This is a genomic window from Mycobacterium sp. Root135 (assembly GCF_001426545.1).
Lineage (GTDB): Bacteria > Actinomycetota > Actinomycetes > Mycobacteriales > Mycobacteriaceae > Mycobacterium.
In genome coordinates this window covers 367275-391231 of sequence record NZ_LMEZ01000004.1, presented here as the reverse complement: position 1 = coordinate 391231, position 23957 = coordinate 367275, and the positions used below count along the sequence as shown (strand labels likewise).

At 69.5% G+C, this 23957-nt stretch carries 27 protein-coding genes; 23 read left to right on the top strand and 4 right to left on the bottom strand.

Features of this window, described 5'->3' with window-relative positions; genetic code table 11:
- Window positions 1-33 precede the first annotated feature (33 nt).
- The 21 genes from ASD37_RS09570 (at window position 34) to ASD37_RS09470 (ending at window position 17717) form a co-directional block, all read left to right on the top strand.
- Window positions 34-303: a glutaredoxin family protein gene (locus ASD37_RS09570; protein ID WP_082570050.1), complete on the top strand. Its 270-nt coding sequence runs from the start codon at window positions 34-36 to the stop codon at window positions 301-303.
- A 99-nt stretch (window positions 304-402) separates the two neighbouring features.
- Window positions 403-1773 carry a glutamyl-tRNA reductase gene (locus ASD37_RS09565; RefSeq protein WP_056550723.1) on the top strand — a complete coding sequence of 457 codons (1371 nt, stop codon included), beginning with the start codon at window positions 403-405 and terminating at the stop codon, window positions 1771-1773.
- Between the two features lie 28 nt (window positions 1774-1801).
- Window positions 1802-2737, top strand: coding sequence for a hydroxymethylbilane synthase (gene hemC, locus ASD37_RS09560; RefSeq protein WP_200959856.1), 936 nt, complete (start codon window positions 1802-1804; stop codon window positions 2735-2737).
- Window positions 2738-2740: 3 nt separating this feature from the next.
- Window positions 2741-4390: a bifunctional uroporphyrinogen-III C-methyltransferase/uroporphyrinogen-III synthase gene (locus ASD37_RS09555; protein WP_056550721.1), complete on the top strand. Its 1650-nt coding sequence runs from the start codon at window positions 2741-2743 to the stop codon at window positions 4388-4390.
- 11 nt (window positions 4391-4401) lie between these two features.
- Window positions 4402-5382, top strand: coding sequence for a porphobilinogen synthase (gene hemB / locus ASD37_RS09550; protein WP_056550720.1), 981 nt, complete (start codon window positions 4402-4404; stop codon window positions 5380-5382).
- The gene (locus ASD37_RS09545; protein WP_235568036.1) at window positions 5379-5831 is read left to right on the top strand and encodes a hypothetical protein; all 453 of its coding nucleotides are present in this window, start codon (window positions 5379-5381) and stop codon (window positions 5829-5831) included. Before hemB ends, ASD37_RS09545 begins: the two co-directional genes overlap by 4 nt.
- 24 nt (window positions 5832-5855) lie before the next feature.
- Window positions 5856-6263 (top strand): hypothetical protein, encoded by a 408-nt coding sequence (locus ASD37_RS09540; RefSeq protein ID WP_156720820.1) that lies wholly within the window; start codon window positions 5856-5858, stop codon window positions 6261-6263.
- Window positions 6260-6727, top strand: coding sequence for a hypothetical protein (locus ASD37_RS09535; RefSeq protein ID WP_056550718.1), 468 nt, complete (start codon window positions 6260-6262; stop codon window positions 6725-6727). Before ASD37_RS09540 ends, ASD37_RS09535 begins: the two co-directional genes overlap by 4 nt.
- On the top strand, window positions 6724-6954 hold the full coding sequence (locus tag ASD37_RS09530) for a hypothetical protein (RefSeq protein WP_056550717.1): 231 nt from the start codon (window positions 6724-6726) through the stop codon (window positions 6952-6954). The genes ASD37_RS09535 and ASD37_RS09530 overlap by 4 nt, the downstream gene beginning before the upstream one ends.
- A gap of 63 nt (window positions 6955-7017) precedes the next feature.
- On the top strand, window positions 7018-7872 hold the full coding sequence (locus ASD37_RS09525; RefSeq protein ID WP_056550716.1) for an oxygenase MpaB family protein: 855 nt from the start codon (window positions 7018-7020) through the stop codon (window positions 7870-7872).
- A complete protein-coding gene (locus ASD37_RS09520) occupies window positions 7859-8452 on the top strand; it encodes a TetR/AcrR family transcriptional regulator (protein WP_056550715.1) in 594 nt (197 codons plus the stop codon). The genes ASD37_RS09525 and ASD37_RS09520 overlap by 14 nt, the downstream gene beginning before the upstream one ends.
- An 83-nt stretch (window positions 8453-8535) precedes the next feature.
- Window positions 8536-8763: a hypothetical protein gene (locus tag ASD37_RS09515; RefSeq protein ID WP_370072618.1), complete on the top strand. Its 228-nt coding sequence runs from the start codon at window positions 8536-8538 to the stop codon at window positions 8761-8763.
- An 11-nt stretch (window positions 8764-8774) separates the two neighbouring features.
- A complete protein-coding gene (locus ASD37_RS09510) occupies window positions 8775-9260 on the top strand; it encodes a pyridoxamine 5'-phosphate oxidase family protein (RefSeq protein ID WP_056550713.1) in 486 nt (161 codons plus the stop codon).
- 44 nt (window positions 9261-9304) lie between these two features.
- On the top strand, window positions 9305-10672 hold the full coding sequence (locus ASD37_RS09505) for a cytochrome P450 (RefSeq protein ID WP_056550712.1): 1368 nt from the start codon (window positions 9305-9307) through the stop codon (window positions 10670-10672).
- A 58-nt stretch (window positions 10673-10730) separates the two neighbouring features.
- Window positions 10731-12044, top strand: a complete 1314-nt coding sequence (gene hemL, locus ASD37_RS09500) for a glutamate-1-semialdehyde 2,1-aminomutase (RefSeq protein ID WP_056550711.1) — start codon at window positions 10731-10733, stop codon at window positions 12042-12044.
- Between the two features lie 35 nt (window positions 12045-12079).
- Window positions 12080-12667, top strand: coding sequence for a histidine phosphatase family protein (locus ASD37_RS09495; RefSeq protein ID WP_056551028.1), 588 nt, complete (start codon window positions 12080-12082; stop codon window positions 12665-12667).
- 32 nt (window positions 12668-12699) lie between these two features.
- Entirely contained in the window at window positions 12700-13260 is a 561-nt protein-coding gene (locus ASD37_RS09490) for a TlpA disulfide reductase family protein (protein ID WP_056550710.1), read from the top strand.
- Window positions 13261-13307: 47 nt separating this feature from the next.
- The gene (locus ASD37_RS09485) at window positions 13308-14063 is read left to right on the top strand and encodes a cytochrome c biogenesis CcdA family protein (protein WP_056551027.1); all 756 of its coding nucleotides are present in this window, start codon (window positions 13308-13310) and stop codon (window positions 14061-14063) included.
- Entirely contained in the window at window positions 14060-15634 is a 1575-nt protein-coding gene (locus tag ASD37_RS09480) for a cytochrome c biogenesis protein ResB (RefSeq protein WP_056550709.1), read from the top strand. The genes ASD37_RS09485 and ASD37_RS09480 overlap by 4 nt, the downstream gene beginning before the upstream one ends.
- The gene (gene ccsB / locus ASD37_RS09475) at window positions 15631-16614 is read left to right on the top strand and encodes a c-type cytochrome biogenesis protein CcsB (protein ID WP_056550708.1); all 984 of its coding nucleotides are present in this window, start codon (window positions 15631-15633) and stop codon (window positions 16612-16614) included. The genes ASD37_RS09480 and ccsB overlap by 4 nt, the downstream gene beginning before the upstream one ends.
- A gap of 2 nt (window positions 16615-16616) precedes the next feature.
- Window positions 16617-17717, top strand: a complete 1101-nt coding sequence (locus ASD37_RS09470; RefSeq protein ID WP_235568035.1) for an AAA family ATPase — start codon at window positions 16617-16619, stop codon at window positions 17715-17717.
- Window positions 17718-17747: 30 nt separating this feature from the next.
- Here ASD37_RS09470 and ASD37_RS31965 read toward each other — a convergent pair whose 3' ends face one another.
- A complete protein-coding gene (locus ASD37_RS31965; RefSeq protein ID WP_185934645.1) occupies window positions 17748-17909 on the bottom strand; it encodes a hypothetical protein in 162 nt (53 codons plus the stop codon).
- Between the two features lie 49 nt (window positions 17910-17958).
- Here ASD37_RS31965 and ASD37_RS09465 point away from each other — a divergent pair, with 49 nt between their 5' ends.
- On the top strand, window positions 17959-18300 hold the full coding sequence (locus ASD37_RS09465) for a DUF4229 domain-containing protein (protein WP_056550707.1): 342 nt from the start codon (window positions 17959-17961) through the stop codon (window positions 18298-18300).
- 7 nt (window positions 18301-18307) lie between these two features.
- Complete coding sequence (locus ASD37_RS09460) at window positions 18308-19363, top strand: aminotransferase class V-fold PLP-dependent enzyme (RefSeq protein ID WP_056550706.1); 1056 nt, start codon at window positions 18308-18310, stop codon at window positions 19361-19363.
- Between the two features lie 4 nt (window positions 19364-19367).
- Here ASD37_RS09460 and ASD37_RS09455 read toward each other — a convergent pair whose 3' ends face one another.
- The 3 genes from ASD37_RS09455 to ASD37_RS09445 are packed head-to-tail and all read right to left on the bottom strand — an operon-like array spanning window position 19368 to window position 23820.
- Window positions 19368-20018, bottom strand: a complete 651-nt coding sequence (locus ASD37_RS09455; protein WP_056550705.1) for a hypothetical protein — start codon at window positions 20016-20018, stop codon at window positions 19368-19370.
- A gap of 26 nt (window positions 20019-20044) precedes the next feature.
- The gene (locus ASD37_RS09450) at window positions 20045-20917 is read right to left on the bottom strand and encodes a 1,4-dihydroxy-2-naphthoate polyprenyltransferase (protein ID WP_056551025.1); all 873 of its coding nucleotides are present in this window, start codon (window positions 20915-20917) and stop codon (window positions 20045-20047) included.
- A gap of 26 nt (window positions 20918-20943) precedes the next feature.
- Complete coding sequence (locus tag ASD37_RS09445) at window positions 20944-23820, bottom strand: arabinosyltransferase domain-containing protein (protein WP_056550704.1); 2877 nt, start codon at window positions 23818-23820, stop codon at window positions 20944-20946.
- Window positions 23821-23957: the final 137 nt, after the last annotated feature.

The following is a 23957-nucleotide window of genomic DNA, read 5'->3' as shown; positions in this document are numbered from 1 at the left end:
CCTTCAACAGTAGGGCACGGGATACTCGGTGCCGTGGAGCACGTTGCGAGCAGACACACCGTGGAGTTGTTGACCCGCGCCGGGTGCAGCATGTGCGAGAAGGCCGGGGCCGTCCTGACGCGGTTGGCGGGGGAGCTGGGCTTCGAATTCTCGAGCACCGACGTCGACGCCGCGGCCGCCGCCGGGGACCCGTCGTTGCGGGCCGAGTACGGCGATCTGGTGCCCGTCGTCATGCTCGACGGGGTGCAGCACGGTTACTGGGAGGTGGACGAAACGCGTCTGCGCGCCGATCTCGCGAGCTAGTGACCCTCACCTCGAATTTGGTCGGCGGACAGATGGCCGACTATCTTCGATGTCATCCGGGGCGGCGAGGCGACGGGAAAGTAGCACGGTGACGAGGCCATGAGCGTTCTTCTCTTCGGGGTTTCGCATCGCAGTGCACCCGTGTCCGTCCTCGAGCGTCTCAGCACGGACGAGTCCGATCAGGCCAAGATCGTCGACGAAGTGCTGCAGTCCCCGCTCGTCACCGAGGCCATGGTCCTCTCCACCTGCAACCGGGTCGAGATCTACGCCGTGGTGGAGGCCTTCCACGGCGGGCTTTCCGTCATCGGGCAGGTCCTCTCCGACCATTCGGGATTGTCGCTCGGCGACCTCACCAAGCACGCCTACGTCCGGTACGCAGAAGCCGCCGTCGAGCACCTCTTCGCGGTGACCAGCGGTTTGGACTCCGCGGTCATCGGCGAGCAGCAGGTACTCGGCCAGGTGCGCCGCTCGTATGCCTCGGCCGAAGCGCACCAGACCGTCGGTCGCACGCTGCACGAGCTGGCGCAACGCGCGCTGCAGGTCGGCAAGCGCGTGCATTCGGAGACCGACATCGACGCGGCGGGCGCCTCGGTGGTGTCGGTGGCGCTGGACATGGCCGACAAGAAGTTGTCCGGTTTGGCCGGTCGGTCGGCCGCGGTGATCGGCGCCGGGTCGATGGGATCGTTGGCCGCCGCCCATCTGGTGCGGGCCGGCATCGGGCGGGTGCACGTGGTGAACCGCTCGCTGCCGCGTGCCGAGCGGCTCGTCCAGAATCTGAGGGCTCAGGGCGTCGAGGCGCAGGCCTTCCCGTTCGACCACATCCCCGCCGTGCTCGCCGACGCCGACGTCGTCGTGTCGTGTACCGGGGCCGTGCGCCCCGTCGTCTCGCTCGCCGACGTGCACCGCGGTCTCGCGCACGGCCAGGAACCCAAGCAGTTGGTGGTGTGCGATCTCGGCATGCCGCGTGACGTCGACCCCGCGATCGCCGGTCTGCCCGGCGTCTACGTCGTCGACATGGAGCGCATCCAGCGCGAGCCAGCCGCCCGCGCCGCCGCGTCGGACGCCGAGGAGGCCCGCGCGATCGTCGCCGCGGAGGTTGCCAACTACCTTGCCGGGCAACGGATGGCGGAGGTGACGCCCACCGTGACGGCACTTCGGCAGCGTGCCGCCGACGTCGTCGAGGCTGAGCTGCTGCGGTTGGACAACCGGCTGCCCGGCCTCGAGGCGGCCTACCGCGACGAGGTCGCACGGACCGTGCGCCGCGTCGTCGACAAGCTCTTGCACGCCCCGACCGTCCGTGTCAAGCAACTGGCCAGCGCGCCGGGAGGCGACAGCTACGCCGAAGCGCTTCGCGAGTTGTTCGAACTCGACCCGCAGGCCGTCGATGCGGTCGCCGGTGGCGAATTGCCGCTTGTGGCAACGGATTTGATTCCGGGCAACACCCGGTTCGACCTTGGTCAGGCTGAGTAGACACTTGTCATTCTCGCGCGATACGGCCATCCGGATCGGCACACGGGGCAGCCTTCTGGCTACCACCCAAGCCGGCCTCATCAGGGACGCTCTGATCGCCAAGGGCCACGCCGCCGAACTCGTCATCGTCTCCACCGCCGGTGATCGGTCGAGCGGCCCCATCGCCGACATCGGCATCGGCGTATTCACCGCGGCCCTTCGGGATGCGATCGCCGACGGCGCGGTCGACGTGGCGGTGCACTCCTACAAGGATTTGCCGACCGCCGCCGACGACCGGTTCGTGATCGCCGCCATCCCGCCACGCGAGGACGCCAGGGACGCCCTGGTGGCCCGCGACGGGCTGGTGCTGGGGGAGTTGCCAGCCGGGTCGGTGATCGGAACGTCGAGCCCGCGGCGGACGGCGCAGCTTAGAGCACTGGGTCTCGGTTTGGAAATTCGCCCCCTAAGAGGCAACCTAGACACCAGGTTGAACAGGGTAAGCAACGGTGATTTCGACGGCGTGGTCGTCGCCCGGGCGGGGTTAGTCCGCATCGGACGTCAAGACGCCGTCACCGAGACTCTGGAGCCGGTGCAGATGTTGCCAGCGCCGGCCCAAGGTGCGCTCGCGGTGGAGTGTCGCGCGGGCGATTCGGAGCTCATCGCGCTGCTGGCGGAGATGGACCATTCCGACACGCGCGTCGCAGTCACCGCGGAGCGAGTCCTGCTCGCCGAGCTCGAAGCGGGGTGTTCAGCGCCGGTGGGTGCGATCGCGGAAGTGGTCGAGTCCATCGACGAGGAGGGCAACGTCTTCGACGAGCTGTCGCTGCGCGGCTGCGTGGCGACGCTGGACGGATCCGACGTGATCCGGGCGTCCGGTATCGGTAGCCCCGAACGGGCCAGGGAGCTAGGGCTCTCGGTCGCCGCGGAGCTGTTCGACCTGGGAGCACGGGAGTTGTTGGATCAGCGGACGACAGAGCGGGAGTGAAGGATGACGACCCGAGGGCGCAAGCTGAAGCCCGGCCGCATCACGTTCGTCGGTTCAGGCCCCGGTGATCCGGGCCTGCTGACGACGAGGGCGCGCACGGTTCTAGCCAACGCGGCATTGGTCTTCACGGACCCTGACGTACCCGAGGCGGTGCTCGCCATAGTTGGCTCCGAGCTGCCGCCCACGTCGGGGCCTGCGGAGGCGGCCGCACAGGATGACGCGGCGGCCACCGATGCCGCACCAGCGGCGGCCACGATCCCCGGCGGCGCGGATGTCCGCCCCGCACTGGGTGATCCGACCGAGGTCGCCAAGCTGCTGATGCACGAGGCGCGCACCGGTGTCGACGTCGTGCGACTGGTGGCGGGCGACCCGCTGTCGGTGGACTCCGTCATCACCGAGGTGAGCGCATTGGCGCGCACGCAGGCGCAGTTCGAGATCGTGCCGGGCCTCTCGCCCGCCGCCGCGGTGCCGACCTATGCGGGCCTGCCGCTCGGCTCGGCGCACACCGTCGCCGACGTTCGCGGTGACGTGGACTGGGCTGCCCTTGCGGCGGCACCGGGACCACTGATCTTGCACGCCACCGCATCTCACCTTCCGGATGCCGCGCGCACCCTGATCGAATACGGGCTGACCGAGTCGACGCCATGCGTCGTCACCGCCAATGGCACGACGTGCCAGCAGCGTTCGGTCGAGTCCACGCTGTCGGGATTGCTCGACAAGGCCACGCTGGTCGCCGCCGAGTCGACGGGGCCGCTCAACGGCCCGCTGGTCGTCACGATCGGCAAGACCGTGTCCAACCGCGCCAAGCTGAACTGGTGGGAAAGCCGGGCTCTGTACGGCTGGACCGTGCTGGTGCCGCGCACCAAGGACCAGGCAGGCGAGATGAGCGACCGACTGGTCGGCCACGGCGCCCTGCCCATCGAGGTGCCGACGATCGCCGTCGAGCCGCCCCGTAGCCCTGCCCAAATGGAAAGGGCCGTCAAGGGTTTGGTGGACGGCCGGTTCCAGTGGGTGGTGTTCACCTCCACCAACGCCGTGCGTGCGGTGTGGGAGAAGTTCAACGAGTTCGGTCTCGACGCCCGCGCATTCTCGGGTGTGAAGATCGCCTGCGTCGGACAGGCGACGGCCGACAAGGTCCGCGCCTTCGGGATCAACCCCGAGCTGGTGCCATCCGGCGAGCAGTCCTCGCTGGGCCTGCTCGACGAATTCCCGCCGTACGACGACATCTTCGACCCGGTGAACCGGGTGCTGCTGCCCCGTGCCGACATCGCCACGGAGACCCTCGCCGAGGGGCTGCGCGAGCGCGGCTGGGAGATCGAGGACGTCACGGCCTACCGCACCGTCCGTGCGGCGCCGCCGCCAGCGCAGACGCGCGAGATGATCAAGACCGGCGGCTTCGACGCGGTGTGCTTCACCTCAAGCTCGACCGTGCGGAACCTGGTCGGCATCGCGGGCAAGCCGCACGCTCGGACCATCGTCGCGTGCATCGGGCCGAAGACTGCCGAGACCGCAGCCGAATTCGGGCTCAGGGTCGACGTCCAGCCGGAGACGGCTGCCGTCGGTCCACTGGTCGAGGCGCTGGCCGAGCACGCCGCACGACTCCGTGCCGAGGGCGCCCTGCCGCCACCGCGCAAGAAGAGTCGCCGGAGGTAACGGAGGCCGGCATGCCGTACCCAAACCATCGACCACGTCGCCTACGCTCGACGCCGGCCATGCGTCGGCTCGTCGCGCAGACGTCCTTGGAGCCACGGCACCTGGTGCTGCCGATGTTCGTCGCGGACGGCATCTCGGAGCCGCGCCCCATCGGGTCGATGCCGGGAGTGTTTCAGCACACCCGTGATTCGCTGCGCAAGGCGGCTGCCGAGGCCGTCGCCGCCGGTGTCGGCGGGCTGATGCTGTTCGGTGTGCCGACCGACGGGGACAAGGACGCGACCGGGTCTGCCGGGGTGGCCGAGGACGGCATCCTCAACGTGGCGCTGCGCGATTTGGCGGCCGATCTCGGCTCCGACACGGTGTTGATGGCCGACACGTGCCTCGACGAGTTCACCGATCACGGGCATTGCGGCATTGTGGACGGGTCGGGCCGAGTTGATAATGACCTGACCAACGCGCGCTACGTCGAACTTGCCGTCGCACAAGCCAATTCGGGTGCCCACGTGGTGGGTCCGAGCGGCATGATGGACGGTCAGGTCGCCGCGATCAGGGAAGGTCTTGACGCCGCAGGCCACGCCGACGTGGTCATCCTGGCTTACGCCGCGAAGTTCGCCTCCGGTTTCTACGGCCCGTTCCGCGAGGCCGTCGGGTCGAGTCTGCAGGGTGACCGCCGGACGTATCAGCAGAGCCCCGGCAACGCGCGGGAGGCGCTGCACGAAGTCGCACTCGACATCGACGAGGGTGCCGACATGATCATGGTCAAGCCGGCGATGGCCTACCTCGATGTGGTGCGCGCCGCCGCCGAGATTTCGCCGGTTCCGGTTGCGGCGTATCAGGTTTCGGGTGAGTACTCGATGATCGCCGCCGCCGCCGCCAACGGGTGGATCGATCTTCAAACGGTCGCGCTCGAGACGTTGACCAGCATCCGCAGGGCCGGCGCCGACATCGTGCTGTCCTACTGGGCGGCCGACGTCGCGGACTGGCTGGCGTGACCGGACCATTCCAGGGCCCGCCGCCCGGCCCACCGGTGCAAGAGACCGGGCCCGTCACCCGTCCCGACGACGTCGACACCGGCTTCTGGCTGTGGCTGATCGCGACGACGGCGATGGTGATCGGCTACGTCGTGGACCTCGCGACGCTGCCCGTGGCCGGACCCGGCGCGTTGGTCTACGGGGTGTCAGGGATCTTCCTCTTCGTCGTCGCATCGGTCGTCGTGACGTTCCTGTTCCTGATGCGCGAGGGGTACCGCTTGGCGCGGACCGTGCTCACCGGTGGTGGGGCCGCGACGATCGTCTACGCACTCACGAACCTCTTCGGTGTCGACCGGCCCGCGGTGGCGGCGTTCGTCTTCGCGGTGACCGCGATCATCGGTGCGGTGTGCGTCGCGGGCGGCGTCTACCTGTTGCACCGCCAGGATGCGCACGCCTTCTTCACGCGCTGAGCGTGCCGCTAGGCTGACCCGACCATGCCCGACTCGCCTGTGCCAGATACCACTCGTCGTCCGCGCACCGTGACTGCGGCCTTTTGGTGCTGGATCGTCGCCGCCGTCTTCGCCGCGGCCTTCGGCATGCTGATCTCGACCTTCACCACCGCGGTCGTCTTCCAGGTGGCCGGGCTGATCCTCGTCGTCGTCGGCCTGGCGCAGGGCTTTCTTGCGGGGCGGGCGCGCAAGGGGTCGAAGCGTTTCGCAAGTGCCGCAGTGGGGCTGGCGATGGCGGCGGTGGCCTATCTCGGGGTGCTGCTGGTGTTCGCCGGCATCGCTCCCGTCGGCGTCCTCATCGTCGCGGTGATCATGGTCCTGTTCATCACCGGCTCGGCGATGAACCAGCGGCCAACGGCTCAGCAGTGGTACGACGCCCAGGACCGCCCGTGAGCGCCGATGCGGACGTCCTCTACCACGAGCCAGGTGCCACCCTGTGGTGGTTGGCGGCCGGTCCGGTGGCCGCGGCGACGATGATGTTCATCCAGGTGTCCTCGGGATACGGCTGGCAGCCGCTGCTGCCGGGAGTGTTCCTGATACTCGTCACGGGATTCCTTGGGCTGCAGGTGAAGGCGGCTCGCATCCACACGTCGGTGGAGCTGACACCGGAGTATCTGAGGCAGGGAGCCGAGACCATTCTCATCTCGGAGATCGTCAGGATCTATCCGGAGGCGGACGGCCCTGAACTGCCCGCGTGGCAGGCCTCCCGGGCGTTGGGGGAGCTGACCGGTGTGCCGCGCGGTCGCACGGGCATCGGCGTGAAGCTCACCAGCGGTCGCCGGGCGCAGGCGTGGGCGCGCAGGCACCGACAGCTGCGGATCGCGCTGGTCTCGGTCGTCGAAGGGGAGGCGACGTGAAGTTGCGCCCCGTGGTGGAACTGGTGCTCGCCGCGCTGGCCTTGGTGGGTTGCGTCCTGAGTTGGCTGGCGGCCAGGTCGGCTGCCGTGGCCGCCCCCGTCATCCCGTCGGAGCCGTCGATGCCCACGGTGACCTACGACGCGTCGTTCGTCGTGCTGTCGATGCTGTTGTTGACGGTGGCCGCCGTATTCGCCGTGCTCGGAATCGTGGGGCTCCGGCGCCGCTGAACTCGCGTGAGCCCGCCCACACCCGCATTGGTACAAAGTACGAAATCTGTAACACTGTGTCGTATGACCGAACTTGCCGAGAACGACGCGCTCGCCGACGCCCTTCCGCTTGGCCCCGAATCGCTGGTGTGGAAGTACTTTGGCGACAACCGGATGTACCTGATCGGTCCGCGGCCCGCCGTGCTGCAGAACATGTTGGCCGAGCTGGGCCAGGGCGTGCTCGACCACTCGGTGTTCTTCGACGACACGGCCGCCCGCGTCAAGCGGTCGATCCCGCCGATCATGATGACGGTGTACGGCGCGGAGGACTCGGGCGAGGGCACGCGCGTGCGCGACTTCCACAAGGACATCAAGGGGGACATGCCTGACGGCCAGCGGTATTCCGCCCTCAATCCCGACACCTATTTTTGGGCGCACGCCACCTTCGTCGAGCAGGTGCTGTACTTCGCGGACACGTTCGTCAAGCGGCTGACCTACGACGAAAAGGAACGCATCTACCGCGAATCGAAGACGTGGTACCGGCGCTACGGCGTCAGTGACCGGCCCATGCCCGCGGATTACGCTGGCTTTCAACAATATTGGGACCGCATGATGGATCAGATAGTCGTGGCCCATCCCACCGCCCGGTACGGCGTCGGCTACGTCACCAAGGGCTTCCCCCGGCCGAAGGGTGTCTCACCGCTCGCGTGGCGGCTGGTGTCCCCGGTGTTCAACCCCGTCGCAGCGTTCCTCACCACAGGCGGCATGCCGCCACGGGCCAGGGTTCTGCTCGAGCTCCCGTGGGGTCCGCGACGTGAACGCGCGTACCAGGCATTCGCGGCGGTGTGGCGGTCGAAGCCGGTCAACTGGGCGTGGGGTCGACTGCCGATGACGGTGCGCTACAACAAGTTCGCTCAGGTCGGCTATGGCCGCGGCTGAGTCGGCGACGGAAGCGATCCTCGACGCGGCGCTCGTCGAGTTCGAGCGGCACGGCTTCCAGCGGGTCGCACTCGACGACGTGGCCCGCCGGGCCGGGGTCAGCCGAACGACCATCTACCGCAGGTTCGCCAATCGCGACGAGTTGGTGGCTGCCGTCATCGAGCGCGAGAACGTCGTGCTGTTCGCCGACATCGCGGCCGAGTTGAAGCGGGCCGCCAAGCCGGCGAACTACTACGTCGAGGCGTTCACGCAGTCGATCCTGATGTTCCGTAGGCATCGGGTGCTCAACCAGATGATGACCGACGAGCCCGCGCTGGTGCTGGAGTTGGCCCGCAGGCACTACGGTGCGGCGATCGAGCGGATGGCCGACGCGTTGCGCGTGATCTTCCCTGCGGGGTTCGCCGACCGCATCGGCGCGGCCGCAGTCGACGACCTCGCCGACACGATCCTGCGCTACGCCGCGGTGGTGCTGTTGTTGCCGAGCGCGGAGCGGCTCGACACCCCCGATGAGCTTCGCGCCTTCGCCGAGCGGCACTTCGTCCCGAGTCTTCCGGCAGCGCTGCGCGCGGTGCCGGTGTAGCTGGCGACTGTTTCGCAGATCACACTTTTGGGCAGCCCATGGGCATGGGAGACGACGAGCACGGCACGATTCCGAAGCCAGACGTGACTGACGAACACCGCGAGAAGGCCAAGGAGATGGCCAAGGCCTACGAGGACGACCGTCCGACCATCGGTCTGCCCGGCTCGAGCAACACCGTGACGGGTCAGGCGGTCGCCGATTGGGTCGACGAGGACGGCAATCCCAAGTTCGGCGAGGTCGAGAACGGTGAAGGCGTCAAGCGCGAGGACGTCATGGGTGTCCGCCAGAAGAACATGGGTGACGACGACTGAGTGAGGACCCGATGGCACCGCTCGACCAGGTCGCTCCGGCCTTTCGCGACATGGCCCACCAAATCGTCTGGGCGTCGGTGGCGACCGTCGACCGCGACGGCCGACCGCGTTCCCGCATCCTGCATCCCTACTGGGAGTGGGACGGCACCGACCTGACCGGGTGGATCGCCACGGTGCCGACGCCGGTGAAGCGGGCGCACATCGAGGCGCATCCCGAGGTCTCGGTCAGCTACTGGGCGCCCAGCCACGACACCTGCAGCGCCGAGTGCGCGGTGCAGTGGCATCTCGACGACGACACGTGCCGGACTGTGTGGGACACGTTCGCTTCCGCCCCGGCGCCGGTCGGGTACGACCCGTTCATCATCCCGATGTGGAGTGACGGGCCGATGTCGGATCAGTTCGCCGTGCTGCGGTTGACGCCCCGTCGGCTGCGGGTGATGGCAGGCACCGTGATGACCGCGGGCGTCGGCCAGCCGCTGGTCTGGACGGCGTCCTAGCACCGCTTTGCCGTTTGCCAGCAATCCAGACCACAATGCCTCCCATGGTCGCGTCGGACGTCAGTCGACTCCCCAAGGTGCCGAAGAATCCGCTGTCGCTGCTGGAGCTGCTCGAGGCGGTGCGGGTCTTCAACACCGGGGGCGAGGTGCTCAGCGCGGCGGGCGGACCGGTCACCAGAATCGAGTTCGGCCCGAAGTGGCTGATGCCGCCGCTGGTGTTGGTGACCTCACCGGCCGGGATCGGCGACGTGCTTGCCCGCAACCACGTGCTCGGCGAGCGGTGCATCGTGCACGACGAGGTTCGCCACCTGGCAGGCGACAGCCTGTTCGTCCTTCCCAACGAGCGCTGGGTGCCGCGCAAGCGAGCCCTGCAGCCGGTGTTCACCAATCACAACGTGCGCCGCTTCGGTGGCCACATGTCCCGGGCGGCGCACGAGCTGGTCGACGACTGGCGCGCCGCCGGCCTGGACGACGGTCTGGACACCGACCTCGACCTGGCGTGCCGCCGCCTGACCATGCAGTCGCTGGGGCGTTCGATCCTCGGCGTCGACCTCAACGAGCGGGCCGACGTGATCGCCGAGTGCATGCACGTCGCCTCGGGCTATGCCGCCGACCGTGCGCTTCGCCCGGTGCGCGTGCCGCGGTGGCTGCCGACGCCCGCCCGCCGGCGCGCCCGCACGGCCGTTGCCACGATGCTGCAGGTCGCCGACGAGATGTTGCAGGCCTGCCGCGCCGACCCCGATCGCGACGCCCCGCTGGTCCGGGCGTTGATGGCGGCGACGGATCCGGTGACTGGCGCGGCGCTGTCGGATCGCGACATCTGCAACGACCTGCTCATCTTCATGCTCGCGGGGCACGACACGACGGCGACCGCGCTCACGCACTCGCTGTGGTCGCTGGGGCACCACCCCGAGCTGCAGGACCGGGTGGCCGCGGAGGTCGCCGCGATCGGTACCCGCGAGTTGACCCCCGCCGACGTGCCCAGGCTCACGTACACCCGCCAGGTGCTCAACGAATCGCTGCGGCTGTGTCCGCCCGCGGCCGGTGTCGGCCGGTTGGCGCTAGAGGACTTCGAGGTGGCCGGCTACCGGGTGGAGGCGGGCAGCATCGTCGCCGTCGGCATCCAGGCCGTACACCGCGATCCTGCGCTGTGGACCGACCCGATGACATTCGACCCGGAGCGGTTCGCCCCCGAGGCGGCGTCGACGCGTCAGCGCTGGCAGTTCGTCCCGTTCAGCGGCGGTCCGCGGTCGTGCATCGGGGAGCACTTCGCGCTGCTGGAGACGACGCTGGCGCTGGCGACGATCGTCTCCTCGGTCGAGATCCGTTCCCTCGACGACGACTTTCCCGTCGAGGTGCCCTATACGACGGTTGCCAAGGGCCCGATCCCGGTTCGACTGGCCACGCGGTGACGAAGTCCTCCTACACCCTGTAGTTGACGGCAGGGGACCGACTGGGACACTGGTTGGCATGCGTGCTGACCCAAAGACGGCCACCTCGGCACGGCTCTTCGCCGAGGCCTCCGCCGTCATTCCCGGCGGGGTCAACTCGCCGGTCCGTGCTTTCAACTCGGTGGGCGGGACGCCGCGGTTCATCACCAAGGCCGCCGGCTACTGGCTCACCGACGCCGACGACAACCGCTACGTCGACCTGGTCTGTTCGTGGGGGCCGATGATTCTCGGTCACGCGCACCCGGCCGTCGTGGAGGCGGTTCAGCGGGCGGCCGCCGACGGGCTGAGCTTTGGGGCGCCCACGCCGTCGGAGAGCGAGCTGGCCCGCGAGATCGTCGGCCGGGTCGCCGCGGTGGAGAAGATCCGGTTGGTCAACTCCGGCACCGAGGCGACGATGAGCGCGATCCGGTTGGCCAGGGGCTTCACCGGCCGGGCGAAGATCGTCAAGTTCTCGGGGTGCTACCACGGTCACAGTGACGCGCTGCTGGCCGACGCGGGCTCCGGCGTCGCGACGCTGGGACTGCCGTCGTCACCCGGTGTCACCGGTGCGGCGACCGTCGACACGATCGTGTTGCCCTACAACGACATTGGTGCCGTGGAGCAGGCGTTTGCCGAGTTCGGTGACGACATCGCCTGCGTCATCACCGAGGCCGCGGCTGGCAACATGGGCACCGTGCCGCCGCTGCCCGGCTTCAACGCCGCACTGCGACGGGTCACCGCCGAGCACGGCGCGCTGCTCATCCTCGACGAGGTGATGACGGGCTTCCGAGTCAGCCGATCCGGTTGGTACGGAGTCGATCCCGTCGACGCCGACCTGTTCGCGTTCGGCAAGGTGATGAGCGGCGGCCTGCCTGCCGCCGCGTTCGGCGGCCGCGCCGAGGTGATGGAGCGACTGGCTCCGCTGGGGCCGGTCTACCAAGCGGGCACGCTGTCGGGGAACCCGGTCGCGATGGCCGCGGGCCTCGCCACGCTGCGCGCCGCCGATGACGCCGTCTATGCGGCGCTGGACGCCAACGCCGACCGACTCGCCGGTCTGCTCACCGCGGCGCTGACGGAAGCGTCGGTGGCACACCGTATTTCGCGGGCCGGCAACATGCTCAGCGTCTTCTTCGCCGAGGGCGAGGTAGTGGACTTCGCCGGGGCCAAGGCGACCGAGACGTGGCGCTTCCCGCCGTTCTTCCACGCCCTGCTCGACGCGGGCGTCTATCCGCCGTGCAGCGCCTTCGAGGCGTGGTTCGTCTCGGCGGCGCTCGACGACGACGCGTTCGACCGCATCGCGTCCGCCCTCCCCGCCGCGGCCCGCGCCGCAGCCGAAGCGCAGAGGCCAGCGTGACCGACGTCGACCCCCGCAAGACCATCGTGCACGTGATGCGACACGGCGAGGTCTTCAACCCGGACAAGATCCTCTACGGCCGCTTGCCCGACTTCCACCTCTCCGACAAGGGCCGCGCCCAGGCGGCGCGGGTGGCCGACTGGTTGGCGACCCACGACGTCACCTACGTCGTTGCCTCGCCCTTGGAACGCGCGCAGGAAACGGCCGGACCCATCGCGGCGACGCACGGCCTGGCGATCGACACCGACGGCGACCTCATCGAATCGGAGAACGTCTTCGAGGGCGAGCGGGTCTCGCCGGGGGACGGCGCGCTGCGCAACCCTCGCAACTGGTGGCACCTGCGCAATCCCCGCAGTCCGTCGTGGGGCGAGCCGTACACCCACATCGCCGAGCGCATGCAGGCCGCGCTGTTCCGGGCCAGGGACAAGGCAATGGGCCACGAGGCGGTGTGCGTCAGCCACCAACTGCCGACGGCGACGCTGCGGCGCTCGCTGACCGGGCAGACGCTGCACCACCTGCCCACCGCGGCGAACCGGATGTGCAACCACGCGTCGCTGACGTCGTTCTACTTCCACGACGAAGCGCTGGTCGGCTGGAGTTATGCGGAGCTGGCTGGCCGGTGAGATGTCGCGCGGCTTCCCTGGTGGCCCCTCTGATGACGGCGGCCGTGCTGCTGACCGGATGCGCGACCGGTGACGACGCCGTCGCCCAGGGCGGCACCTTCGAATTCGTGGCGCCGGGCGGCAAGACCGACATCGTCTACGACCCGCCGGACAGCCGACACCGACCCGGCAAGATCAGCGGCCCGCTGCTGACCGACCCCGCCAAGACCGTGTCCGTGGACGACTTCGCAGGCAAGGTCGTCGTCGTCAACGTGTGGGGACAGTGGTGCGGGCCGTGCCGTTCGGAGATCCCCGAACTGGAGAAGGTGTACGAGGCCACCCGTGCCCAGGGCGTTGAATTCCTGGGCATCGACGTCCGCGACAACAACCGGGACGCCGCAGTCGACTTCGTCACCGACCGCAAGGTCACCTACCCGTCGATCTACGACCCGGCCATGCGCACCATGATCGCCTTCGGCGGCAGGTATCCGACGACCGTGATCCCGTCGACCGTCGTGCTGGACCGCAAGCACCGCGTCGCCGCGGTGTTCCTGCGCGAGCTGCTGGCCGAGGACCTGTTGCCCGTCGTGCAGAAGCTGGCTGCGGAGAAGTGACGGGCGAAGTGACCGTTCTCGCGGCTGGTCTCGACCAGGTTGGCACCCTGGTGTCGGCAGGGCCGTTGGTCCTCGCGGTTCTGGTCAGCGTGCTGGCCGGGTTCGTGTCATTCGCCTCGCCGTGCGTGGTGCCGCTGGTGCCGGGCTACCTGTCCTACCTCGCGGCCATCGTCGGGGTGGACGACCGTGACGCCTCCGCCGTCGCGGTGAAGACGGCGCGGTTGCGCGTGCTCGGGGCGGCCGCGCTCTTCGTGGCCGGGTTCACGGTGGTGTTCGTGCTCGGCACCGTCGCGGTGCTCGGGTTGACCACCACGCTGCTGATCAATCAGCTTCTGCTGCAACGCATCGGCGGGGTCGTCACCATCCTGATGGGGCTGGTGTTCATCGGCTTCGTCCCGGCGCTGCAGCGCGAGGCGCGGTTCACCCCCAAGTTGTTGTCCACGATCGGTGGCGCCCCACTGCTCGGCGCGGTGTTCGCCCTCGGGTGGACGCCGTGCCTCGGCCCGACGCTGACCGCGGTGATCGCCGTGGCGTCGGCCACCGACGGCAGCAACGTGGCAAGGGGCGTCATCCTCGTCGTCGCCTACTGCCTCGGGTTGGGAATTCCGTTCCTGCTGCTGGCCTTCGGGTCGGCGGGCGCGGTGCGGGGGCTTGGGTGGCTGCGCCGTCACACCAGGACCATCCAAATCTTCGGCGGCGCGTTGTTGATCGTCGTCGGCGTCGCCCTGGTGACCGGGGTGTGGGCTGACTTCATCTCCTGGGTGCGCGACGCGTTCGTCAGCGACGTGCGGTTGCCGATATGAGGGTGCTCAAACGCCTTGGCGCATATACGCGGAACACCTGGCGCGCCCTGACCTCGATGGGCACGGCCCTTGCGCTGCTATTCCTGCTCGCCCTCGCGGCCATCCCCGGCGCACTGGTGCCGCAGCGCAGCCTCAACGCGGCCAAGGTCGACGAGTACCTCGCCGAGCACACGCTTATCGGACCGTGGCTGGACCGGTTGCAGGTGTTCGACGTGTTCTCCAGTTTCTGGTTCACCGCCATCTACGCGCTGCTGTTCATCTCGCTGGTGGGGTGTCTGACGCCGCGCCTGGCCGAGCACGTCCGCAGCATGCGGGCAACGCCGGTCGCCGCGCCGCGCAACCTGGCGCGGCTGCCCAAGCATCAGACCCTCGTCGCGGCGGGGGACGTGGAGACTGTCGCGGCCGGGGTCGAGGAGCGGCTGAAGGGCTGGCGAAAGACGAGCCGCCGCGAGGGTGACGTCATCGAAGTCTCTGCCGAGAAGGGCTATTTCCGCGAGTTCGGCAACATCGTCTTCCACTTCTCGCTGCTCGCCCTGCTGCTCTCCATCGCCGCGGGCAAGCTGTTCGGTTACGAAGGCAACGTCATCGTCGTGGCCAACGGCGGTCCCGGGTTCTGCTCGGCCTCACCGGCCGCGTTCGACTCGTTCCGGGCGGGCAACACCGTCGACGGCACCTCCCTGAGTCCGATCTGCCTGCGTGTCAACGACTTCGACGCGGAGTATCTGCCGAGCGGGCAGGCGCTGAGCTTCGCGGCCAACGTCGACTATCAGGCCGGCGACGACCTGACCAGCGACACCTGGCGGCCCTACCGGCTCGAGGTCAACCACCCGCTGCGCCTCGCCGGGGACCGGCTGTACCTGCAGGGCCACGGGTACGCCCCGACGTTCACCGTCACCTTCCCCGACGGCCGCACCCGCACGCAGACGGTGCAGTGGCGGCCGGACGACCCGATCACGCTGCTGTCGTCCGGCGTCATCCGGGTGGACCCGCCCGCGGGCACCTACCCCGACGCCGGTGAGCGGCGCAAGAACCAGATCGCCATCCAGGGCCTGTTCGCGCCGACCGAACAGCTGGACGGCAAGTTGTTGTCGTCGAGCTTCCCCGCGCTGCGGGATCCCGCGGTGGCCATCGACGTCTACCGCGGTGACACCGGTCTTGATACCGGGCGCCCCCAGTCCCTGTTCACGCTCGACCCGCGTCTCATCGAGCAGAAGCGGCTCACCAAGCAGGTCCGAGTGAACCTCAAGGCGGGCGAGTCGACCCGGCTGAACGACGGCACCGTCGTCACCTTCGACGGCGCGGCACCGTTCATCAACGTGCAGGTCTCCCACGACCCGGCCCAGATCTGGGTGCTGGTGTCGTCGATGACGATGATGGCCGGGCTGCTGGTGTCGCTGGTGATACGGCGGCGCCGCATCTGGGTTCGGGTTTCCCCGGCGTCGCCGGGTACCGTTGACGTCGAGCTGGGCGGCCTCGCGCGCACCGACAACTCCGGTTGGGGCGACGAGTTCGAGAGGTTGACGGCGCGGCTGGTGCCCTCGGCGGAAGAAGGCGGGAGAGAGCGCGCATGAACGGTCCCCACATCGACATTGGGCTGGCCCGGTACTCGGATCTGGCGTTCACGTCCACGATCGTCGTGCTGGTCATCGCCCTTCTGCTGCTGGCGGTCGAGCTGGCCTACAGCGGCAGCCGCAAGGCCGACGCCCGCGAACTGGTGACCGCCAACTCCGCCGCCGTCACCGCGGACAGTGGCACGCCCGGTGTCGTCGTCGACGCCCCGAGGCGTCTCGTCGACGAGCGGATCGGACGGGCCGGCCTGGCGTTGGTGTACGTCGGGACGGCGATGCTGCTGGCGTGCATCGTGCTGCGCGGACTGGCGACCTCACGCGTGCCGTGGGGCAACATGTACGAGTTCATCAACCTGACGTGCTTCTGCGGGCTCGTTGCGGCGGCCGTCACGCTGCGGCAGCCGAAGTTCCGGGCGCTGTGGGCGTTCGTGCTGCTGCCGGTGCTGATCTTGCTTGCGGTGTCGGGGAAGTGGCTGTACTCCAATGCGGCACCGGTGATGCCCGCATTGCAGTCCTACTGGTTGCCCATCCACGTGTCGGTGGTCAGCCTCGGCTCCGGGGTGTTCCTGGTTGCGGGCGTTGCGAGCATCCTGTTCCTTGCCAAGATGTCACCGTTGGGCGAACCCGGCCGTACTGGTCGTCTGGCCGCCGTCATCGCACGGCTGCCCGACGCGCAGACCCTTGACCGAATCGCCTATCGCACGACCATCTTCGGGTTCCCGATCTTCGGTTTCGGCGTGATCTTCGGCGCCATTTGGGCCGAGGAGGCGTGGGGCCGGTACTGGGGCTGGGACCCCAAGGAGACCGTCGCGTTCATCGCCTGGGTCGTCTACGCCGCCTACCTTCACGCTCGTTCGACGGCGGGGTGGCGCGACCGCAAGGCCGCCTGGATCAACGTCGTCGGATTCGTCGCGATGGTGTTCAACCTGTTCTTCATCAACCTGGTCGTGACCGGGTTGCACTCCTACGCAGGGGTGGGCTGAGGTTGATCCGGGCGTCCGAACCACAGAGTTTCCGCGCGCAGCAGCGATTCAGCGATCCCTCGCAAGCGATCCCGCCGGAGTGGACCGCGCCGACCCCGCCGCACGGCATGCCCGTCGTCACGCTGCCGCCGGCGCAACCGGCACCGCCGCCCGAACCCGACGCGACGCCGCCGTACCTCGACCTGTCGACCGTGGCCCTGCTTGGCCAGCCCAAGCGCACGCCGAGTGCTGGCTGGCGGCGCTGGCTCTACCTGGGTTCGTTCACCCTGGTCAACCTGGGCGAGGGCCGTAAGGCCATCCGCCGCAAGGAGCTCACCGCACAGGCCAGCCGGCCCCTTCGCGGGTGCTACCGGATCGCCATGCTGTCACTGAAGGGCGGCGTCGGAAAGACCACGATCACCGCCACTCTCGGTGCGACGTTCGCCTCCGCGCGAGGGGATCGCGTCATTGCCGTCGACGCCAACCCCGACCGCGGCACGCTCAGTCAGAAGGTGCCGCTGGAGACCCCGTCGACCGTGCGGCACCTGCTGCGCGACGCCGAGGGCATCAACAGCTACAGCGACGTCCGCAACTACACCTCACAGGGTCCGAGTCGGTTGGAAGTGCTTGCCTCCGAAAGTGATCCGGCCGTCTCGGAGGCGTTCAGCAGCGACGACTACAAGCGCACCGTCGAGGTGCTCGAGCGCTACTACAGCCTCGTGCTCACCGACTGCGGAACGGGCATGCTGCATTCGGCCATGTCGGCGGTGCTGAACACCGCCGATGCGTTGATCATCGTCAGCTCGGGATCGGTGGACGGTGCCCGCAGTGCGTCGGCGACGCTGGACTGGCTCGACGCCCACGGCTATCAGCAGTTGGTGGTCGACTCGGTCGCCGTGATCAATGCCGTTCGGCCGCAATCGGGTCGGAATGGTTCGCGGGTCGACCAGAGCAAGGTGGTGGACCACTTCTCGCGCAGATGCAAGGCGGTGCTTCAGGTGCCGTTCGATCCGCATCTGGAGGAGGGGGCGGAGATCAGCTTGGAGCGGTTGAAGCCGGAGACACGCGACGCCTTCACCGAATTGGCGGCCGTCGTCGCGAGCGGTTTTCCCGGCGCCCACTAGGCACGCGCCGTCACCGCCGAAGACCGGGCGCTAGCGAGGATCCTTGCCGTGGTTGAGCCGATTGAGGAACTCGGGATCGTCGTCGGGCCCGATGGTCCTCGTTCTCGGCCGATTGGCAGTCGCGCGCACCAGGCGCCAGGCCCCGTAGGCCAGACCCGCCAGGATGACGACGAGGAGAACGAACTGAAGCACAAAAACCTCCTTGCAGTAAATAATACGCGTCGTCGGTAGGCTCGGGTTCGTGTCTGGTGCTGCAGAGGGTGGAAGCGACGCGACTCGGGCGGCGACGCGCCCCGGATCGCGTCTGGTCGTCGACGTCTTGGTCTACACGATCGCTCGGATCCTGCTGGTCGCCGTCCTGGCCGCCGCCATCTACTTCGGCGGAAAGGCCCTCGGCATCGGCGAGTTCCCGATCGTCATCCCCATGTTGTTCGCGATCGTCCTGGCGCTTCCGCTGGGAATCTGGCTGTTCGCCCCGCTGCGCAACCGGGCCACCGCCAGCATCGCCGTGTTCGACGAACGTCGCCGCCAGGACCGCGAACAGCTGCGCTCCCGCTTGCACGGTGACGACCCTCGGAAGTAGTGACCGAATGGTGACGACGACGCCCCGCTCCGCCTTTGGAGCTCAATTCGTCGGTGCGGCAGGTTTTCTCAACTCCTCGACCTACGGGCTGCCGCCCACGTTCATGTTCGACGGTCTCGCCGAGCGCATGGGGGAGTGGCAGGCGGGCACCATGGACGTCCCCTCGTTCGACCAGTCGGTGGACCGTGGGCGCGCCGCGTACGCGGACCTCGTCGGGGTGGCCGTCGACTCGGTGACCATGGGTGGCAGCGTGTCGGCCCTGCTGGGTCTCGTCGCGTCGGCGGTTCCCGACGGAACCAGCGTGGCCACGCTGACCGGCGAATTCACCAGTACCACCTTCCCGTTCGCCGCCCAGGCGGCCCGCGGCGTGACCGTCACCGAATTGCCCGCCGACGAGTTGATCGCCACCGCAGCGGACTACGACGTGGTGGCGGTGAGCCTGGTGCAGTCGGCTACCGGGGACGTGCTCGACGTCGACGGATTGCGCGCGGCGGTGACGGGCACCGACACCGTTACCGTGCTCGACGCCACCCAGGCGGTCGGCTGGAAGGTGCTCGACCTCGGTTGGGCCGACGTCACCGCGTCCGCGGTCTACAAGTGGCTGCTGGCGCCTCGGGGTACGGCCTGGATGTCGTTGAGCGACAGGGTGTCCGGGCTGATGACGCCGCACCTCGCCAACTGGTACGCGTGCGAGCAGCCGTGGTCGTCCATCTACGGTCTGCCGCTGCGGCTGGCCGAGGACGCCCGGCGGTTCGACACCTCACCCGCGTGGTTCGGCGTGTTCGGGGCGGGCCTGACCATGCCGTGGTTGGCCTCGCTGGATCGCCATGACGTCGAGGCGCACTGTCTGGGGCTGGCCGCCCGCTTGCGCGCCGAGTTCGACCTGCCGAGGGTCGACTCCGCGATCGTGTCGCTGCCGTTCCCCGACGCGGCGACGGCCGCGGGGCGGTTGACGGCGGCTGGCATCCGGGCGTCGGTCAGGGCCGGTGCGGTGCGGGTCGCCTTCCACCTCTACAACACCGAGGACGACCTTCAGCTGCTCCTCGACGCGCTGGCCGGTTAACGCGTTAGCCGTCGAGCTGTCCGGCGATCCCGCGCTCGATGCCGGCCCGCGTGGTGGGCGGCAGCACGACAAGTCCGTCGAGTTCCTTGGCCGCCAGTTCGTAGGCCTGCTCGCGCTCGTGCTGCGTTGCCGCGGTGTCCGACGCGACGCTCAGCAGGCTGCGCGCGCGGGCGATCCGCTGTTGCTGCTCGGCGGTGAAGTCGCTGCGGCGTCGACGGATGGCCTCGGTCTCGGCCGCCTCGAATGCCGTCGTGTAGTCCTCGACGGCCGCGAGGTACTGGGCGGCGGCTTCCCGGTCGTCGACCAGATCCTCGGCCTTGCCGGGGCGTAACAGGTCGGCACGCAGCTTGGCCTTGTGGAACTCCGTCGTCAGCGGGGCCCGCAGGTCGGTCATCAGCGGGAAGTCGAGCAGCTTGCCGGTGTCGAGCTCGTACTCCAGCCAGCGGGTGTCGGTGCGCGCGTGTTCTTCCAGCGTGCGGGTGACGATGCGCCACAGTGCCGCCGGATTGGCCGGCGCGGGCTGCTCCTCCTGCTGCGGGGCTGGTGCGGCCGAGGTGCCTTGCACCCGCTTCCACACGCCGATCCCCGCGAACACGACGCCGGCCACGGGGACGAGCATCAGCAGAAGCTCCGCCAACCGGAACACGATGCCCATGAAGCCAGGATGCCATCAGGGAGGAGTCAAGGCCCCAACGTCAGAGCCAACGCGACCGCGATCGACCACACCAGCATCGTCAGGCCGGTGTCGCGCAGCACGGGGATGAGGTCCTTGCCGCCGAGGCCGGACCGTACGGGGGCGGCGGCCCGCACCGCCAACGGCAGCGCCACCAGGCCGACCGCGCACCACGGCGTCGCGAGCATCAGCACCAGCGTCAACACGAAGGCCAGAGCGACGAGCACCTGGAACAGCAGCCGGGTGCGGCGATCACCGAGGCGCACCGCCAGCGTGATCTTGCCCGAATCCGTGTCGGTCGGGATGTCGCGAAGGTTGTTGGCCACCAGCACGGCCGACGACAGCGCGCCGGTCGCGACGGCGAGCGCGGCACCGACCCAGTCCACCCGCTGCGCCTGGGTGAACTGCGTGCCAAGGACGGCGACCAGACCGAAGAATACGAATACCGCGATCTCGCCGAGGCCGATGTACCCGTAGGGCTTGGACCCTCCGGTGTACAGCCAGGCCCCCGCGATGCACACCGCGCCGACGGCGATCAGCCACGGCTGGCTGACCAGCGCCAGCGCCAGGCCCGCGGCGGCGCCGACGCCGAGGCTGAGACCGGCTGCGGTCGCGACGGCGCGGGGTGAGGCCAGGCGGGAGCCGACCAGGCGCAGCGGCCCGGCGCGCACGTCGTCGGTGCCGCGGATGCCGTCGGAGTAGTCGTTGGCGTAGTTGACGCCGACGATCAACGCGAGCGACACCACCAGTGCGAGCAGCGCCTTCCACCACACCGCGTCCCCGAGCCACGCCGCTGCTCCCGTGCCCGCGATCACCGGGGCGACGGCGTTGGGCAACGTACGGGGACGGGCGCCCTCGACCCATTGCGCAAGACTTGCCACGCCGGTCATCGTCCCATGGGTTGCGTTCACCGCTCGGGTGGCAGGTGCTCGACGCCGCCGCTGCCCGGTACCAAGGTGCGGGTCACGGTGCGTCGGTACGCGTCGCGCGTCACGTCGCCGGTCAGCTTCACGGCGCCCCAGTCGACGTCGGGCCGGCCGACGAGCCTGCTGGGAATCTCGTGCAGGGTGCCGAACACCGTTAGGGCGGCGAAGACCCCGCCGATGTCCCGGCGCCGGTCCTCGGTGAGGAACGGCCGCGGTGACTCGATCACCGCCAGGGGCGTCGTGGCCACGCCGGCCCGCACCGTCGCGATGTCGTGGATGCAGGGAAACAGGAACGCCATGGGCCAGCTGATCAGCACCGGCCCCTTGTCCGCCAGGAACTCGGTGAGCCCGATGGACGACCTCAGCCTGGGGCCGGTGAAGGCCAGCCAGCCGAGGGCGTCGGTTCTGCCGTCGACTGCGTGGATGCGCATCCGGTCCGCACCGGCGGGGATGACGGTGGCGTCGACGCCGAGGGAGCGCCAGAGGGGGTGGGCCGGATCCTCGTCGGAGGCGGGTCGGTCGACGGGAGTGCGGTCACCGAGCGGGGCGACACCGCCGCCGCCGTCGGCCCGGCCGAAGTCGAAGGCCAACTGGTTGCCACCGTCGGTGCGACCAGCGACCGACACGGTGACTCCGCCATTGGCGGGCTGCGGGGGGAGCACGAACCAGGGGCTGGTCATGCTGCCGGTCGCCTGGACGTCGGGAGCGTGGCTGCCCCAGAGGAACGTCGACGCTCCGGTGCCCGGTGGGTCCGGTGGCGGGGCGTCGGCCGGGTAGCCGGTTTGCGGGTCGAAGCCGGCCAGTTGCTCGGCGGCCTCACTCGACGGGGCCAGTCTCGGCCCGTCAGGCAGTACGTCGACGTCGTCGGCCAGGCCGCACACCCGGGTGCCCGCGACGCGGTCCAGGTTGATCTTCGCGAGCGAGCCCTCGGGCCGTCGCAGCGGCGCGGCGACGAAGGAGCCCAGCAGCAGGGCGAGCACGACGCCGACGGCGATCAGCGTCGTGACCGCGGGGCCGGCCGCCGGGGCTTGCGAGAGGCGGCGGCGGTAGAGCAGTACCGAGACCACGACGACCGCGGCGAGCCACGGCCACGGCTGGTTCAACGGAAGGCCTAGCGGCCGTGGTGGTTCCGACGGCCACGGCACTGCGTAGACCACGGGCAGCCACCACGCGTTGGGCCCGTCGAGCGCCACCGCGGCGGCGCCGATCAGCAGCGCGGTGCTGGCGACGCCCACGACGGTGAGGTACCGGTTGGGAGTTCGGGCGCGGCGCGTCACCAGCACCACCCCCACCGTCAGCAGCGCCGCGATCGGCCCCGCCGCCGCCCCGAGGTGATAGGACCACTTCGACGGCGACACCGCGAACAACAGCAGTGCGACCACGGCCACCGCGGCCATCCGCAGCGCCGCGCGACCGACGAAGTCACGGTGCGCCCGTGGCAACGCCAGCAATCCGACGACGGGAATAATGGCCGCCGTCAACAGGATTGGCATCCGCTTCGCGACGCTGCCCTGCTGATCGGACCCCAGAAGGTAGCGGTACCGATCGGGCTCGTCCCACCACGGCAGCGCCGGGCCGAAGAAGGTGTGCCAGTCGCTCGCGATCAGCAGGGCGTCCCACGTCTGGTCGGCGAAGACGGCGGTGAGTCCAACGGCCGCAACGCAACTCAGCGCCGCGACGTGGGCGGTCAGCTGCCACCGGGTGGGAGAGGCGCCCCGCAGTGCCGCCAGCAGGCGGGGCGCGAACACCACGATGGGCGCCAGCACCAGGAGGCCGTTGGGGCTGATGGGCACCGTCAGGCCGACGGTCAGCGCCAACAGAGCCAGCTCGCGCAGGCCGCGCGCCCGCATCGCCAGCGACAGCGCCACGACGACCGCGAGCGCGACGTAGGACTCCGGCCGAGTGCCCAGGTTGAACGGCAGCCAGGCGGCGAGAAGACAGACCGCGGCGAGCGACCGCACCCGTCCCGTCGCCGCGCGGACCGGCAGCGCGGCGCCCAGCACGCCGCGGCTGAACACCAGCCAGGTGGCCACGGCCAGCAGCGTGCTCGGAAGCCGCAGCCACAGGGGTGCAATGCTCACCGCGGTCCACGGTGCGAGCAGTTCCTGGCTGAACGCGAACGGCACCTCGGCGGCGTTCCACCAGCGGTAGTAGTTCCCGGGGTTACCGGTCGCGGCGACGTTGCGCGCGATCGTCGACGCCCATCCGTCGTCGACGGCCAGCGGTCCGATCACCGCCCACGCCGCCAGCGTCGCGACGACGGCGACGTCGACCCACCACGACGGGCGCCACCGCACGCGGCGACGGCGGGCGCGGGACGGCCGGATCAGCAGCATCAGCACGCCGGCCGCGGCCCCGAGCTGAATGCCGATCAGGCCGTACTTCAGCGCACCCGGCGAGGTGCTGAACGGATCGGCGACCTCGATCGTCACGGCCAGCCCGACCGCGTCGGCCGGGTCGAGATCGGTGTGGAAGCCGAACACCTGCGGAACCGGCTCGCCGGGAAGGTCCGTGCGCCGTCCGTCCGGCGCGTCGACGCTGATTCCGTCCCGACCCGCCGTGATCACTGCGCGACAGTTGGGCGCGGTCGTCGGGCGCAGGTCGACGGTGGAGCCGCCGACCCGAGCGGCGCGGTCCGTGACCACCAGCCCGCCCGGCTCGGGCCCGGTTGCGAGCGCCACGGCGGCCGGACCGGCCGCCCGCAGCGCCGAGCACGGCACGGTGGCCGTCAACGCGTTGGGCCGGTACGGCGTCACGATCGCCGTACTCGAGGCGACCGGTGCACCGGCTACGGGCCAGGTGACGGTGGAGGTGTCGAGCCACGTCGGCGCGAACGGCAGCGCCACCGCGGCCAGCACGCCGAGCAGGCCCAGCAGCAGCGTCGGCCACGTGCGCGGGCTCCGGTAGTCAACCGTGGGGGACGTAGTCAGTGCATGCCTTGCCGGATCGGTGGGGGAGTGTCAACGACGAGGTTCTCAGCAGTTGCCGCGATGGG